The organism is Ruegeria sp. E8 (assembly GCF_056533985.1).
The window spans coordinates 207,722-223,262 of sequence record NZ_JBQFOY010000001.1; the positions used below are offsets into that span (position 1 = coordinate 207,722).

Here is a 15,541-nt window from a genome sequence, read left to right on the forward strand (position 1 = left end):
ACCGTGGCTGCGGTTTCTGTAATCGGATAGAAGCCGCAAGAGGCCAAGGCAAGAGGGTGCGTATGTTGAAGGTAGTAAACCGGTTGAAACCAGCGACCAAATCGCTTGTGTTTGTTGCCTGTCTGGCCGCGGCCGGGGCTTGTACGCCGATCTTCAAGAATCACGGCTATGTGCCACCGGCCGAGGATTTGGCGGCAATCAAAGTTGGTGTAGACACCCGCGACAGTGTGGAAGAGGCCATCGGTGCGCCGGGCGTTTCGGGTGTTGTGCAGGATTCGGGCTATTACTATGTCCGTTCGCGGATTCGCCATTACGGCCCGAAACGGCCCGAGGTGGTATCCCGCGAACTGGTCGCCATCAGCTTTGATCAGCGCGGTGTCGTCAGAAACATCGAGCGATTTGGCCTGGAAGATGGGGTCGTGGTTGAACTGGAACGCCGCGTGACCGATTCCAACGTTCAGGACAAAGGCTTCCTGCGCCAGTTGCTGGGCAATATTGGCAACTTCAATCCGGCCAATATTCCAGGTGTGAACAACTAATTTGCGCTTGAGCCGTGCGGTGGTCACAAGACAGTCACATGTCTTGTGCTAATGGTGTTGCGACGACAACAATGGGTCAGCAACCGTGGAGGATGCGACCGTGGCGACGGCAGTTTTGTTGAGCAAAGGGCGCTATCGCGCCCGACTGGCGCAGTCGGCCGAGGATATCGCTGCCGCGCGGCGTCTGCGAACGCTGACTTTCGCCACCCGGCACCTGGACGGCGACGACTTTGACGCACGATGCAATCATATTCTGGTGGAGGATATGCAAGCAGCGGAGCGGCTGGTCTGTTGTTTTCGGATGCTGACCATGGATCATGGTGGCGAGATCGGAGACAGCTATTCGGCTCAGTTTTACGACCTGAGCTCGCTGGAGGATTTCAGTGGACGCATGGTGGAAATGGGCCGGTTTTGCATTCACCCGGATCACAGCGATCCCGATATCCTGCGCGTGGCGTGGGGTGCGATGACGGCCTATGTGGATCGGAACGGTGTCGAGATGCTGTTCGGATGTTCCTCGTTTGCCGGAACCGAGACCGGGCAGTATCTGGATGCCTTTGCGATGCTCAAGCATCGTCATTTGGCGCCGAAACGGTGGTTGCCGCAGGTAAAGGCGCCGCACGTGTTTCGTTTTGCGTCGCGACTGCGGCGCAGGCCGGATGTGAAAAAGGCAATGTTGCGGATGCCGCCATTGCTGCGGAGCTATCTGATGATGGGCGGCTGGGTCAGTGATCACGCGGTTGTGGATCGCGACATGAATACGCTGCATGTATTTACCGGTTTGGAAATCCGGGCGATCCCCCCGGCGCGGAAACGTCTGCTACGGGCGGTGGCCGGGTAGATTGAGTATTTCCGAAAAGGTGAAGCAGAGGCGTTGACGCGTTGTGCCAGCCGGTTTAGCTGGCGGGCATGGCGAGAATTCCTTTGTTGCAGATGTCCGGCATATCCCTGACCTTCGGGGGTGATCCGGTGTTTTCCGAGCTTGATCTGGTGGTTCAGCCCGGCGACCGCGTAGCGCTGGTTGGGCGCAACGGGTCGGGTAAGTCTACCTTGATGAAAGTGATGGCCGGATTGGTCGAGGCGGATCGGGGTGAGATTGTCATCCCGCCCGGGAAGTCTGTGGGATACATGGAGCAGGACCCTACGATGCAAGGGTTTGCGACGCTGGGTGATTATGCGTCCAGCGGGTTGGAGCCAGGCGAGCTCTACAAAGTTGAACGTGCGGGAGAAGGGCTGAAGTTCGATCCGTCACGCGCGGTCGAAACGGCCTCGGGTGGAGAGCGGCGGCGGGCCGCGCTGGCCAAGTTGATGGCCGAAGCGCCGGATCTGATGTTGTTGGACGAGCCGACCAACCATCTGGATATCGAGGCCATTGCGTGGCTGGAGCGGGAGCTTGGGGCGACTCGTGCGGCGTTTGTGTTGATCTCGCACGACAGGGCCTTTTTGCGCGCGCTGACAAAGGCGACTCTTTGGATCGATCGGGGGGCCGTACGTCGGCAAGAGCAGGGTTTTGAAGCGTTTGAAACCTGGCGGGACAAAGTTTGGGAGGAAGAAGACCAGCAACGCCACAAGTTGAACCGCCTTATCAAATCCGAAGCGAAATGGGCGGTTGAGGGCATCAGCGCCCGACGCAAGCGCAACCAGGGCCGGGTACGGGCCTTGCAGGCTTTGCGGGCTGAAAAGGCGGCGCAGATCAAGCGGCAGGGCTCGGCTGCGATGACGCTGGAGGCCGGGCCGAAATCGGGCCGAAAAGTGATTGAAGCCAAAGGGTTGGCCAAGGGATTCGGCGACAAGCAGATCGTTCGGAACTTTGATCTGCTGGTGCAGCGCGGTGACCGAGTGGCCTTTGTCGGGCCCAACGGAGTGGGTAAGACAACGCTGCTGAAAATGCTGCTGGGACAGGTGGAGCCGGATGAGGGTTCGGTGTCGTTGGGGACGAACCTTGAGATTGCGGTCTTCGATCAGACCCGTGCCCAATTGGATCCTGAAATGACCCTGTGGGACAGCCTGACCGGCGACCCAGAGATGCGCGTCTCGGGCAAGGCGGATCAGGTGATGGTGGGTGGGCAACCCAAGCATGTTGTCGGCTATCTCAAGGAGTTTCTGTTCGACGAACGACAGGCAAGAGCGGCCGTTAAGTCCTTGTCTGGTGGGGAAAAAGCGCGGTTGCTGCTGGCGAAACTTATGGCGAAATCCTCGAACCTTTTGGTGTTGGACGAACCGACCAACGATCTGGATGTCGAGACGCTGGACCTGTTGCAGGAGCTTCTGGACGATTACGACGGCACGGTTTTGCTGGTCAGCCACGACCGGGATTTTCTGGATCGAGTGGCCACAACGACGATTGCGATGGAAGGGAATGGCCGCGCTACGGTTTATGCCGGAGGGTGGTCGGACTATATCGCGCAACGTGGTGATGTGGCCGGGAAAAAAGAAGAAAAAGCAAAAGCTTCAAAGCCAAAGATAAAGCAGGAAGCGAAGCCGAAAACTGGCCTTTCCTTCTCGGAAAAGCATCGGCTGGAAAAGCTGCCTGCCGAGATTGCACGCCTTGAGGCCGAGATTGCCAAATTGGAAGAGCTGATGTCCGACCCCGAGCTATTCACCCGCGAGCCGGTGAAGTTCCAGAAAGCGACCGATGCGTTGGTGGAGCGGCAGGAGAAACTCTCTGCCGCTGAAGAGGAATGGCTGATGCTCGAGGAAAAGGCAGAAAGCGCTTAAGTTTGTTTTGTACCCGTCGCCACTGGGGCAGTGCTGGGTTTGTACAAAAGAACAGCAGCGGTTTTACGTCCCTCAACGCATCCGCAGGGCACCGTCGATGCGGATGACTTCGCCGTTCAGATAACCCATCTCGACAATGAAACCGGCCAGTCGCCCGTATTCTTTCGGGTCACCCAAACGGGCCGGATTCGGAACGTCAGCGGCCAGCTGTTGCTGAATCTCTTCGGGCAAACCTGCCAGCATCGGGGTCATGAAGATGCCGGGCGCAATGGTCATGACTCGAATTCCGGTCGAGGCTAGGTCGCGCGCCATTGGTAAGGTCATGCCAACGACGCCGCCTTTGGAGGCCGCATAGGCCGCCTGACCTTTTTGCCCGTCATAGGCCGCAATGGAGGCGGTGTTGATGATCACGCCGCGCGCGCCGTCCGGTTCAGGGTCATTTTTTGCCATCTCGGCAGCGGCCAGCCGAGACACGTTGAAGGTGCCGACCAGATTGATGTCGATCGTTCGCTGGAACGCATCCAGAGGGTGGGGACCGTCCTTGCCGACTGTTTTGATGCCGTAAGCGATGCCTGCGCAATTCACCGTCGCGGTGATCTTTCCCATCTTGTCCATGCCGTGACGCACGGCGGCGGCCACCGAGTCTTCGTCTGTCACATCAGTCTGTGCGAAATGCCCGCCGATCTCGGAGGCGACCTGTGCACCGCGATCCGCATCGCGATCCAGAATAGTGACCTGCGCACCTTCTGAGGCGAAGTGGCGGGCCGTGGCTTCGCCCAGACCGGACGCGCCACCGGTAACAAGGGCGGCTGTGGTGGACAGGTGCATGGTGGACTCCTTCCAGAGATATGAACACTTGTTCAATAACGGTTTGGCAGGGGGTGTGTCCATATCTTTGAGGCTGTGGGCGGCAGGTTACCGCAGAAGGTAGAAAAACAGCGGTTCATACGCGGAGTTTCAAGACAACTTAATCCCCGCTTCACGAAAACGCGCCTGTTCGTGAGCGAAGAACCCAGAGCCTTTGTGTGTTTGTTCGCCAGGAGGATCTGTGATGGTAAAGAGTAAGAAACAATTGCTGGGCGTAGTTATTGCTGGTCCCGTTTTGGGAATGGTGATGGTTGGCAGTGCCGCTGCTGCACCGGAAACCTGCAACTGGAAAACGGCGCGAAATCTGGCCAATGCAGGGGATTATGCCGGGTTGTGTGATTGTGTGCAGGTGACGCCGAGTTTTCTGGACAGGCTTCAAAAGCGGTCCGACTTTGCCACGACGCTAAGTGTTACCGGGGCGCAATGCCCGGGGCTGGCCGCGTTGTTGACGGATTTGCCAACGGCAAACTTGACCGGCGCGGCAGAAAATTGGGGCGAAAGCCGAGGTTCTGAACCCGGTGAGTCTGGATTTGCGGATGCGGGTGCTGCTGCTGGTGGTGGAGCCGCTGGTGGTGGCGGCGAGACCGGCGGTGGTGGAGGTGCGTCTGGTGGTGGCGGCGAAACCGGCGGCGGCGAATCCGCTGGCGGTGGAAGTGAGTCCGGCAGCGGCGGCGGTGAATCTGGCGGTGGAGGCGAATCCGGCGGTGGCGGTGAAGCTGGCGGTGGTGGTGAGTCCGGTGGCGGCGGTGAATCCGGCGGAGGTGGTGAATCCGGTGGAGGTGGCGAGTCCGGTGGAGGTGGCGAGTCCGGCGGTGGTGAAGGTGAATCCGGCGGCGGTAAAGGCAAAGGCGAAGGTAAAGGCGGTAAGGGTAAAGGCGGTGGCAAGGGTAACAACGGCCACGGCAATGGCGGTGAAGGCAGTAGCCCGGGCCGCGGCAATAACGCCAACGATGATGAAAGCGGCGACCGGCCCGGTCGCGGCGGCGGAAAAGAACGCAGATAAGCGTGACATTCCAGAAGAAAAACGGCCACCCGCTTGGGTGGCCGTTATTCCTAGACACTATGAGAAATGTTAGCTCAGCTTAACTACAGCGTGACGTTTTTTGCCCGCAGATAACTTCAACTGCAGGTCTTTCGTCGTCTTCAAAATTTGCCCATTTGATCCAACAACACGTGCATGAAATTCACCGGTTGCCGTTTGATAAACCTCAAATTTTGAACCCGAATCTGTTAGCGGTGCGTCGTCCAGTTTGGCGCCGTTTTCCGCGATCAGACGCTTGGCCTCTTTGCCAGATTTTGCCAGCCCGGATTTCACGATTAGCTGCACGATAGATATCCCGTCGCCAATTTCATCGGGTGTAAGCGTAAGCGTTGGCAGTCCGGCCAAAAACTCAGGCGGAAGGTACTCACCGTCGCCTGCGGCGACTTTTTCGAAAACTCCCCTAGCAGTTTTTTCGGCATTTGCTGCCGCTTCGGCGCCGTGCAGCAGGGTGGTCACCTCATTGGCAAGGCGGATCTTGGCCTCGTTGATTTCCGATCCTTCAAGCGCGGCCAGACGGTCGCATTCGTCGACGGGCAGTTCAGTGAAGATTTTCAGGAACCGGCCCACATCCGCATCGGTGGTGTTGCGCCAGAACTGCCAGAACTCATAGGCGCTGAGCATATCTCCGTTCAGCCAGACCGCGCCGCCCTGGCTTTTGCCCATCTTGCGGCCGTCGCTGGTGGTCAGCAGTGGTGTGGTCAGGCCATAGATTTCCTGATCCAGCACGCGGCGGGTCAGGTCGATCCCGTTGACGATATTGCCCCACTGGTCCGATCCGCCCATCTGCAGAACACAGCCATAGCGGCGGTTCAGTTCCAGGAAGTCATAGGCCTGCAGGATCATGTAGTTGAATTCGAGGAAGGACAGCGATTGTTCCCGATCCAGACGCGATTTCACCGATTCAAAGCTCAGCATCCGGTTGACCGAGAAATGCCGCCCGATATCGCGCAGGAAATCGAGGTAGTTCAGGTTGTCCAGCCACTCGGCATTGTTCAGCATCAGCGCGCCGGTGTCACTGTCGTCGTAGGACAGGTATTTCGAGAACACCTGCTTCATGCCCGCGATATTGGCGTCGATCTGTTCGGGGCCCAGCAGCGGGCGTTCATCCGAGCGGAACGAGGGGTCGCCCACCTTGGTGGTGCCGCCACCCATCAGGGTGATCGGCTTGTGCCCGGTCTTTTGCAACCAGCGCAGCACCATGATGTTCATCAGGTGACCCACATGCAGCGACTGCGCTGTGGCATCATAGCCGATATAAGCCGTCTGCACCCCAGAGATCAGCGCGTCGTCAAGGCCCTGATAATCGGTGCAGTCGGCGAGAAAGCCGCGCTCGATCATCGTGGCGATGAAATCCGATTTGGGGTGGTAGGTCATATCGTGCCCTTTGGGTTACTATTGCGGGGCACTGTATAGGCGGCAGCGCGGGTGAGGAAAAGCCACCTTTTCATCTGAGGCGCGGGGTGGGATCAAGGGTGTCGATCCAGACACGCGTCCTGAGAAAAAAGCCTGGTAGCCAGATCAGAACGCTTGCCTTTGTCGCCCAACAGAATGCAGGTTGACTGGGCTGCAACCCAGAGGTGAAACCCCAGACCCGGATGCGGCGGACGATACAGCCAATTCAGGAGGCGGGCTTGGGCCAGACCATCAAAAAACACGGAGCGGTCCGGGCATTGGGCGCGATGTCCGGCACGTCGATGGACGGGGTGGACGCTGCGGTGGTGGAAACCGATGGGCATTCGATCTTTGGCTTTGGGGAGAGCGGGTATCGCGCCTATTCGGATGCCGAGCGAGATGTACTGCGAGCAGCGCTAGGGCGGTGGCATGGTCCCGAGGTCGATACAGCGGCAGAGATGGTGACCTTTGCCCATGCCGAAGCGCTGTCTGAGTTTGAAGACATAGACCTGATCGGCTTTCACGGCCAGACGCTGGCACATGAGCCGCGCGGGCGGGGGACCTTGCAAGTGGGCGATGGCCTCGGGCTGGCGCAGGCGCTTGGGCGTCCCGTCGTCTGGGATTTCCGCAGCGATGACGTTGCGATGGGGGGCGAGGGCGCGCCGCTGGCGCCGTTCTTTCACTTTGCCTGCGCCAAATGGTTCTGTGCCGACCGGCCCTTGTGTTTCCTGAATCTGGGCGGGGTCGGCAACCTGACCTATGTCGACCCGACCTTTGATGGCCCCGAAGCACCCGGCGCGCTGCTCGCCTTTGATACAGGGCCGGCCAATGCGCCGGTTGACGATCTGATGCAGGCCCGGCTGGGGCTGCCTATGGACCGCGACGGGGCGCTTGCGCGGGATGGTACCGTTGAGATGGGCGCGCTGGAGCTGTTTCTGGCCGAGCCTTATTTTGCCCGGATGCCGCCGAAATCGCTGGACCGGAACGATTTTGCGGAAATGATCGGTCTGGTGCAGGAACTGAACGACGCCGATGCGGTGGCCACCCTGACCGGGATGTGTGCCGCAGGTGTGGTGCAGGGGATGGAGCATTGTCCCAAACCACCGTCTTGCCTGCTGGTCACAGGGGGCGGCAGAAAGAACCCCGTGTTGATGGAGATGCTGCGTGTGTCGCTTGACTGTCCGGTCGAGCCGGTTGAAACGGTGGGGCTGGACGGGGACATGCTAGAAGCGCAGGCCTTTGCCTATCTGGCGGTGCGCGTCGCCCGCGGCTTGCCGACATCGTGCCCCGGAACCACCGGCGTTCAGGCGCTGGTCGGCGGCGGGGTTGTCAGTTCGGTGAGCGTGCAGCAGGCGGTTTGATAGCTTGCTCTAAAGCAACGCCGAGGACTACCTGCAAACCGGGCCGCTGCTGCGGCGGGCAGTATCGAAGTGGAAATGCCCTTTGTGATAGCGATCCGCGTCGGGGCCAAGCACGGTTCCGAACACGCCGCAGGCTCCGCTGTGCAGCTCTCGCAAAACGGCGCTTTGGTCGCTGTCGTTCCAGCCATCCTGGACGGTGATCTGCCTTCCGTCCTTTAGAACGAAGGTCGAGATATCGATCGCCTTTCCGCGCGCATGTTCCGAAATGCGCGCGCGCGGCTGGTTGTTCTGGCTCTTACAGGCATAGTGGCCGACGATCCGCATCCCTTTCAGCCCACCGCCCATATCGGCAAAGGCGGGTTTGGCGGTGTTTTCGATCCACGTTTTCAGCGTGACCGCAGTCTGACAGTCCATCAACGAAAATTGGCTGAGCGCGATATCCGCGACCTTGTAAACCCGAACCGGATTGGCGATCCCGCAGCCGCGGACCTTTCCGGCAAGGGGTTTGCGTACCTCCCCCAGAATGGTCCAGTCACCACAAACTGCGCCACGTTCAACCATGCGGGCGCGGCCCACTTCAAATTGCCGGAACTTGCAGGGCCGCAAGGCCGGACGTCTTGAGACCAGCACCGCAGGTTCTATGGCCTCAGCGGCGTCGAGATCCTCGGCGGCGTCTTCCCCGGTCAGTTCCGGTGCGGTCAGATCGGATGCAATTCGGGTTTCAGCGCAGGTGGGCTCGGCGCTTGCGAAAGCAGCGCTTTGACAAAGGAACAGGACAGACAGAAAGACCTGTTTCATTCTCACTCGTTACTCCGGTGCCTGTGACCACGGGTCCAGAATGATCAATAGGCAACTATCTGTAAACTCACCTTTTCAGAGGTCGCTCTGTGACCGGCTATACTTTGGGGATATCGAAACCCGGAGCGGCCAGTTCAAATCCTTCGAACTGAAATCCGGGGGATACCGTGCAGCTGACCAGAGTGTAGCCGCCCGTGCTGCGGGCGGCTTGCCAATGGCCTTGCGGGACGATCAATTGTGGCGCACCTGCGGACAGATCGGGTGTCAGCAAGTGTTCAGAGGCGGGGCCTTCGTCAGTCGCGCTGAGGGACAGCACAAGCGGCGCGCCTGCGTGATACAGCCAGATCTCGGTCGCATCGACACGGTGCCAGTGACTGCTTTCACCTGCTTGCAGCAGGAAATAGATGCAGGTTCCCGTGGGGCGGCCATCGTTTTCGGCGCGCCAGGTCTCGGCATACCAACCGCCTTCGGGGTGTTGTTGCAGGTTCAGGCGGTCGATAATCTCTTGTGCGGTCATGCTGTCCCTCTTGTTTGGGCGCGATTATGCACGGGCAGGCGCGATCCGCTATGGTATTCGTGCGCCCGAGGAATATGTTTGCGACATGACACTGACGATCCCTTTCGATAACACCTATGCCCGTCTGCCCAACGCGTTCTTTGCGCGACAGGCACCGGTTCCTGTACGCGCGCCGAAGATGATTGTGTTCAACGATGATCTGGCGCGGTTGCTGGGGATTTCCCCCGGAGAGGTGCAGGACATGGCCGAAGCCTTTGCGGGGAATAGTATTCCGACGGGGGCTGAACCCATCGCGCAGCTATATTCCGGGCATCAGTTCGGTCAGTACAACCCGCAGCTTGGCGACGGGCGCGCGGTGTTGCTGGGTGAGACTGTCGGCACGGACGGTGTGCGCCGGGACATACAGCTGAAAGGCTCGGGTCCCACGCCGTTTTCCCGACGAGGCGATGGCCGGGCGTGGCTGGGGCCGGTGCTGCGCGAATATGTGGTGTCCGAGGCGATGCATGCGCTGGGCATCCCGACCACCCGTGCGTTGGCTGCCGTGGAGACAGGCGAGACCGTGTTTCGCGAAAGGCCGATGCCCGGTGCGGTGCTGACGCGGGTTGCGACCAGCCACCTTCGGGTCGGTACGTTTCAGGTTTTTGCCGCGCGCGGCCAATTGGACAGCCTGAAACGCCTGACGGATTACGCCATCGCGCGCCACTACCCCGAGGCGGAAGGTCCAATGGGCCTGTTGCGGTCGGTGCGGGATGCGCAGGCCAGCCTGATTGCGCAATGGATGAGCGTTGGGTTCATTCATGGGGTGATGAACACTGACAATTGCTCGATCGCGGGGGAGACCATTGATTATGGTCCATGCGCGTTCATGGACGCGTACCATCCCAACACGGTCTACAGCTCGATTGACCGGATGGGGCGTTATGCCTATTCAAGCCAACCCGACATTGCGGTCTGGAACCTTGCGCAATTGGCGACGGCGCTGATCCAGCAGATGGACGCCAAGGAGGCCGCCGTGGAAGAGGCGACCGAGATCGTCCATGCGATGCCGGACCTCTTGCAGCAAAACTGGATGGCCCGATTCCGTGCGAAAATCGGTCTGACAACCGCCGAAGAGGGCGATCTGGAGCTGGTCACCGACCTGCTGAAGCTCATGGCCGAGGGGCAGGCTGATTTCACCAATACCTTCCGGGCGCTGGGCAGTGACGCGGCGCGGGATCAGTTTCTTGACCCGGCGGGTTTTGACAATTGGGAAGAGGGCTGGCGCGCGCGGTTAACGCGCGAAGAGGCACCACAGGGCGTGATGGCCGCTGCGAACCCAGCGTTCATTCCGCGCAATCACCGGGTCGAGCAGATGATCCAGGCCGCAGTAGCGGGGGATTATGGGCCGTTCCACCGGTTGAACGCTGTTCTGGCGCGGTCTTTTGACGATCAGGGCGATGCGGCAGATCTGAAGCGTCCCCCGGCAGAGAGTGAAGTTGTCCACGCGACGTTCTGCGGGACGTGACGATAGCACCGATCTATTTGCGTACGATTTCAAGTACAGCGGCGCTGACGATCAGGGTGGCGCCCAGAAATTCGCGCAGGCCAAAAGGTTCGCCTGACAGGGCGGCGGCCGAGGCGATGCCGACGACAACCTCGCTCATCAACAGCAGGCCGACCCGCGCAGGGGACAGTTTTGTTGCTGGCCAGATCGTCATGAAAACCATGGGCAGGACATAGAAGGCCGACAACAGGGCATAACCCAAGACGCGGGTCATTTCACCCTGGGCGATGTTCGGCAGGGCTTGGCCTCCAAGCACCGCAAGGCTGAGGAGTGACAGCAAAAGTGCGCCGATGATAAAGGCAAAGACCTGACCCGAGATGGTGACGCTGCCGGCCTTGTACAGACCCAGTGTGCCCAAGGCCCAGCAGATGCCCGACGCCAGTGCAAGCCAGTCGCCTGTATTCTGTGGCCAAGGCACAAATCCAGCGTCACCCAGCACAACAAACAGCCCACCGATCCCGCAAACAAGACCAGCAAGGCGCATCAGGCTGAGACGCTCGCCCAGAAACACGACGCCCAGAAGTGTGCCCCAGATCGGGGTGAGGTAGAACAGCAGGATCGACCGGATCACATCGGTGTAGACAAGGCTGATGGAATACAGGCTGAACGCCGCCCCCGTGAACATGCCACTGAGCATCAGGTCGCGCCATTGACGCACGAGGATACGCCTGTCGGTCCAGATAAAGGGGATCAACGCAATCAGGGCCGCGCAATACATCGCGATGCCGGGCCAGGGGCCGGTGAGCCCCTGATCAAGAAAGAACCGAACCGGGATCCAATACAGCCCCCATAATGCGCCGCCCATCACCAGAACCAGACTGGCGCGGGTGACGTTGTCCGACCGTGTTTGATGCACTTCCATCTCAGGCCCATTTAACCTGCTACGCTACTGCTTCCGGATAGAGCACGGGGTCACCCGGAACAATCCCTGCACAATCTGCCCAGGGTCTTTTGAGGACTTTTTGTGCGTTCTGTGTGGATGCGGGGGATTCACGCGCTTCCTGCCAGCTGAAAGAGAACAGAGGGGTTGCACCCCGCGTCAGGCATGGCACTTTGGGGGCAACCTGTTTTATCGGCTTACCATGCACATTTCGTCCACCCTGCGTATCGCAAGCTATAACATTCAAAAATGCGTCGGGCTGGATTTCCGGCGTCAGCCGCAACGCATTTTGCAGGTCATCGAAAACATGCAAGCGGACATCGTGGTTTTGCAGGAGGCCGACAAACGCCTGCCGCCGCGCCCGGCGGCCCTGCCGCATTTCATGCTGGATGAAGCGGGGTGGCAGATCGTTGATCTGGGGGGCGCTGGTAGTCTGGGTTGGCACGGCAATGCGGTGATCTGGCGGGGCGAGGGCATATCGGTTCGCCAAAAAGGGCACCACGAATTGCCGGGGCTCGAGCCGCGCGGGGCGGTACGTGTCGAGTTCGACACCCCCATCGGGCCGCTGCGTGTAATGGGGATGCATCTGGGGCTTTTGCCCGCATCCCGTCGGCAGCAGATTCTGCACATTCGGCGAAATGACGGTCATTTGGTCCAGATGCCGACGGTTTGGGCCGGGGATTTCAACGAATGGTCGCGTCAGCCGGTTCTGGATCATCTGGCGCCTGAGATGCGCTTTCTGCCCCCCAGACCCAGCTTTCCCGCCGCGCAGCCGCTGGGGGCGCTGGACCGGATCGCGCTGGGCACCGGGGTGCAGGCCGTTGCGCACGGGGTTCACAACGCGCGGCCCGCGCATATCGCCTCAGACCATCTGCCGGTCTGGGCCGATCTGTCACGTGCGGCCTGACGCGCCTGAAAAAGAACAAATCCCTGTAGCGAAACGCGCGCAGACATACTAAGACAGACACCCGAGCAATTCTGAGGGGCAGCATGTCGGAAACGATTATTGGGCGTTGTGAAGCCAAAGGGCTGCGCATGACCGGTCAAAGAAGGATCATCGCGCAGGTACTGGAGCAGAGCGCCGACCATCCGGATGTCGAAGAGTTGTATGCGCGTGCCTCTGCCGTGGACAAAGGCATTTCCATCGCGACGGTGTATCGCACGGTCAAACTGTTCGAAGAGGCCGGGATACTGGAACGCCTGGAATTCGGTGACGGACGGGCGCGATATGAGGATGCCGAGCGTGATCATCATGACCATCTGATCGACATGCAATCGGGTGAGGTGATCGAATTCGTCGACCCCGAGATCGAAGCCCTTCAGGAAAAAATCGCGGCAAAGCTTGGATATAAGCTGAAAGGGCACCGTCTGGAGCTGTATGGCGTTCCACTGGAGCAGGACTGATCCATCACAAAACGCGATTGATCCCCTCACGTTAATTCATCAAGCGTGACGGGAAATGTCTTGCCAGATGCCCTGTGTTGAGGTTGTTGTGCGTGAATAGGCACCAGACGTGCCCCTTTTCCTACGGACGCGCAAATGAACAACGTAAACGGCATTCTGCTGCTCATCGGGTCGATGGCTGCTTTCGCTCTTGAGGACATGTTCATCAAGGTTCTGTCGGGCTCTGTGCCGACAGGCCAGATCATGGTGTTTCTGGGTGTGTTTTGCGGGATGGTCTTCGCGACCATGTCAGTGGTCACGCGCAAGCGGATCTTTGATCCGGTCGCATGGAAGTTATTGCCGATGCTGCGCGCAGGGGCAGAAGGTTTAGGTGCGGTAAGCTTTGTGACCGCTCTGTCGCTGATCGATCTGTCGACGGTTGCTGCCGTGTTTCAGGCCTTGCCGCTGGCTGTCACCATGGGGGCAGCCCTGTTTCTGGGCGAGCAGGTCGGCTGGCGTCGGTGGAGCGCCATCGGTGTCGGATTTATCGGCGTTCTGATGATCATTCGCCCCGGTCTGGACGGGTTCGAGCCGGATTCCTTGTTCGTGGTCCTGACCGTCTTTGCAATTGCCGCGCGCGACCTGATCACGCGCAAACTGGATGCGCGGGTCGCCTCGTCCGTTGTGGCGATGCAGGCCTATATCGCGGTTGCTGCGGCTGGCCTGCTGCTGATGGTGATGTCCGGAGCGTCCTTCGTGCCGCTGCAAGGCGGCCAGACGGGTCCGTATCTGGGGGCCATCGGTTTTGGCGTTTTAGGGTATTACGGCATTGTCACCGCCATGCGGGTGGGAGAAGCCTCGGCATTGATGCCCTTCCGGTATACCCGTCTGGTGTTCTCGATCATCGCCGGGATGCTGATGTTCGGCGAACGTCCCGATTGGGTGATGCTGGTGGGTGCGACGCTGATCATCGGATCGGGTATGTACACCTTTATCCGTGAACGCAGGCTGGCACGCGAGATGGCAATCGCCGCAGCCTGACGGATCGTCGCACGTTGGCGCAAACACCGGTCGGAATGCGTGTTAGCGGTAACAATGACGGTTTACTTTTTGCCGCGTGCTGGTATGAGGCATGCAACTGATTGCATCCACAGGGACCGGCCTCATGAGCACCATCATCGACATTCACGCACGCGAAATTCTGGACAGCCGGGGCAACCCGACGGTTGAGGTGGACGTGATTCTGGAAGACGGCACCATGGGCCGCGCTGCTGTGCCCTCGGGCGCATCGACCGGCGCCTACGAGGCGGTGGAAAAGCGCGACGGTGACAAGGCGCGTTACATGGGCAAGGGCGTGCTTGAGGCTGTTGCTGCCGTGAACGGTGAAATTGCCGAGGAACTGGTGGGGTTCGACGCGACCGAGCAGGTGGCCATCGACCAGGCAATGATCGAACTGGACGGGACCGAGAACAAGGGTCGACTGGGTGCAAACGCCATTCTGGGTGTGTCGCTGGCGACCGCGAAGGCGGCGGCGGACTTCACCACGCAGCCGTTGTATCGCTATGTCGGTGGCACCTCGGCCCGGGTTCTGCCGGTGCCGATGATGAACATCATCAACGGCGGTGAGCACGCCGACAACCCGATCGACATTCAGGAATTCATGATCATGCCGACCGCGGCCGCGAATATCCGCGAAGCCGTTCGCATGGGCTCCGAAGTGTTCCACACGCTGAAACGCGAGCTGTCAGCTGCTGGCCTTGCCACTGGTGTCGGCGATGAGGGTGGTTTTGCACCCAATATCGCATCCACCCGTGAAGCACTGGATTTCATCCTCCAGTCCATTGAAAAAGCGGGCTACAAGCCGGGTGAGGAAATTCATCTGGCGCTGGATTGCGCGGCAACCGAATACTACAGGGACGGCAAGTATGTCCTGTCGGGTGAGAACATCTCGCTGACGTCCGAGGAAAACGCCGAATATCTGGCGGCGCTGGTCAAAGACTACCCGATCATCTCGATCGAGGACGGCATGTCCGAGGATGACTGGGACGGCTGGAAAGCCCTGACCGACGCCATCGGCGACAAGGTGCAGCTGGTGGGTGACGACCTGTTCGTGACCAACCCCGCGCGTCTGGCCGAGGGGATCGAGCGTGGCTGCGCCAACTCGATGCTGGTCAAGGTGAACCAGATCGGATCGCTGACCGAGACCCTGCGTGCTGTCGATATGGCCCACCGCGCGCGGTATACCAACGTGATGTCGCACCGTTCGGGCGAGACCGAGGATGCCACGATCGCCGATCTGGCTGTGGCGACGAACTGCGGACAGATCAAAACCGGCTCGCTGGCGCGGTCGGACCGGTTGGCCAAGTACAACCAACTGATCCGCATCGAGGAATCGCTGGGTGAGGTGGCGGAATACGCGGGCGCGTCGATCCTCAAGCGGTGACCAACGTCGCATAGTGATAGAACACTCCAAGGAACCCTCTTTCATCGAAAGAGGGTTC

At 59.8% G+C, this 15,541-nt stretch carries 15 protein-coding genes; 10 read left to right on the forward strand and 5 right to left on the reverse strand.

Annotation, left to right across the window (positions count from 1 at the left end; genetic code table 11):
* The first annotated feature begins 62 nt into the window (after positions 1 to 62).
* From ACR0LF_RS01070 to ACR0LF_RS01080, 3 genes are all read left to right on the forward strand, one after another.
* A complete protein-coding gene (locus tag ACR0LF_RS01070; protein WP_480573679.1) occupies positions 63 to 539 on the forward strand; it encodes an outer membrane protein assembly factor BamE in 477 nt (158 codons plus the stop codon).
* 100 nt (positions 540 to 639) lie between these two features.
* Positions 640 to 1,380, forward strand: a complete 741-nt coding sequence (locus ACR0LF_RS01075) for a GNAT family N-acetyltransferase (protein ID WP_480573682.1) — start codon at positions 640 to 642, stop codon at positions 1,378 to 1,380.
* Positions 1,381 to 1,448: 68 nt separating this feature from the next.
* Positions 1,449 to 3,257, forward strand: coding sequence for an ABC-F family ATP-binding cassette domain-containing protein (locus ACR0LF_RS01080; protein WP_480573686.1), 1,809 nt, complete (start codon positions 1,449 to 1,451; stop codon positions 3,255 to 3,257).
* A 72-nt stretch (positions 3,258 to 3,329) separates the two neighbouring features.
* Here ACR0LF_RS01080 and ACR0LF_RS01085 read toward each other — a convergent pair whose 3' ends face one another.
* The gene (locus ACR0LF_RS01085; RefSeq protein ID WP_480573689.1) at positions 3,330 to 4,085 is read right to left on the reverse strand and encodes a 3-hydroxyacyl-CoA dehydrogenase; all 756 of its coding nucleotides are present in this window, start codon (positions 4,083 to 4,085) and stop codon (positions 3,330 to 3,332) included.
* Positions 4,086 to 4,308: 223 nt separating this feature from the next.
* On the opposite strand from ACR0LF_RS01085, the gene ACR0LF_RS01090 reads away from it, so the two are divergent.
* Positions 4,309 to 5,127: a hypothetical protein gene (locus ACR0LF_RS01090; RefSeq protein WP_480573693.1), complete on the forward strand. Its 819-nt coding sequence runs from the start codon at positions 4,309 to 4,311 to the stop codon at positions 5,125 to 5,127.
* 69 nt (positions 5,128 to 5,196) lie between these two features.
* Here the strand turns inward: ACR0LF_RS01090 and tyrS are convergent, their stop codons facing one another.
* Positions 5,197 to 6,540, reverse strand: coding sequence for a tyrosine--tRNA ligase (gene tyrS, locus ACR0LF_RS01095; RefSeq protein WP_480573696.1), 1,344 nt, complete (start codon positions 6,538 to 6,540; stop codon positions 5,197 to 5,199).
* Positions 6,541 to 6,845: 305 nt separating this feature from the next.
* Between tyrS and ACR0LF_RS01100 the strand changes: the two genes are divergently transcribed.
* Entirely contained in the window at positions 6,846 to 7,919 is a 1,074-nt protein-coding gene (locus ACR0LF_RS01100; protein ID WP_480576133.1) for an anhydro-N-acetylmuramic acid kinase, read from the forward strand.
* 27 nt (positions 7,920 to 7,946) lie between these two features.
* On the opposite strand, the gene ACR0LF_RS01105 is transcribed toward ACR0LF_RS01100, so the two are convergent.
* Positions 7,947 to 8,717 carry an extensin-like domain-containing protein gene (locus ACR0LF_RS01105; protein ID WP_480573699.1) on the reverse strand — a complete coding sequence of 257 codons (771 nt, stop codon included), beginning with the start codon at positions 8,715 to 8,717 and terminating at the stop codon, positions 7,947 to 7,949.
* A gap of 97 nt (positions 8,718 to 8,814) precedes the next feature.
* Positions 8,815 to 9,234, reverse strand: a complete 420-nt coding sequence (locus ACR0LF_RS01110; RefSeq protein WP_480573702.1) for a cupin domain-containing protein — start codon at positions 9,232 to 9,234, stop codon at positions 8,815 to 8,817.
* A gap of 85 nt (positions 9,235 to 9,319) precedes the next feature.
* Between ACR0LF_RS01110 and ACR0LF_RS01115 the strand changes: the two genes are divergently transcribed.
* Positions 9,320 to 10,738 (forward strand): protein adenylyltransferase SelO, encoded by a 1,419-nt coding sequence (locus tag ACR0LF_RS01115; protein WP_480576136.1) that lies wholly within the window; start codon positions 9,320 to 9,322, stop codon positions 10,736 to 10,738.
* Between the two features lie 13 nt (positions 10,739 to 10,751).
* Here the strand turns inward: ACR0LF_RS01115 and ACR0LF_RS01120 are convergent, their stop codons facing one another.
* Entirely contained in the window at positions 10,752 to 11,639 is an 888-nt protein-coding gene (locus tag ACR0LF_RS01120) for a DMT family transporter (protein ID WP_480573705.1), read from the reverse strand.
* A 220-nt stretch (positions 11,640 to 11,859) separates the two neighbouring features.
* On the opposite strand from ACR0LF_RS01120, the gene ACR0LF_RS01125 reads away from it, so the two are divergent.
* From ACR0LF_RS01125 to eno, 4 genes are all read left to right on the forward strand, one after another.
* On the forward strand, positions 11,860 to 12,564 hold the full coding sequence (locus tag ACR0LF_RS01125) for an endonuclease/exonuclease/phosphatase family protein (RefSeq protein WP_480573708.1): 705 nt from the start codon (positions 11,860 to 11,862) through the stop codon (positions 12,562 to 12,564).
* An 83-nt stretch (positions 12,565 to 12,647) separates the two neighbouring features.
* Positions 12,648 to 13,061, forward strand: a complete 414-nt coding sequence (locus ACR0LF_RS01130) for a Fur family transcriptional regulator (RefSeq protein ID WP_480573711.1) — start codon at positions 12,648 to 12,650, stop codon at positions 13,059 to 13,061.
* A gap of 135 nt (positions 13,062 to 13,196) precedes the next feature.
* The gene (locus ACR0LF_RS01135) at positions 13,197 to 14,081 is read left to right on the forward strand and encodes a DMT family transporter (RefSeq protein WP_480573714.1); all 885 of its coding nucleotides are present in this window, start codon (positions 13,197 to 13,199) and stop codon (positions 14,079 to 14,081) included.
* Positions 14,082 to 14,205: 124 nt separating this feature from the next.
* On the forward strand, positions 14,206 to 15,483 hold the full coding sequence (gene eno / locus ACR0LF_RS01140; RefSeq protein ID WP_480573717.1) for a phosphopyruvate hydratase: 1,278 nt from the start codon (positions 14,206 to 14,208) through the stop codon (positions 15,481 to 15,483).
* Positions 15,484 to 15,541 lie beyond the last annotated feature (58 nt).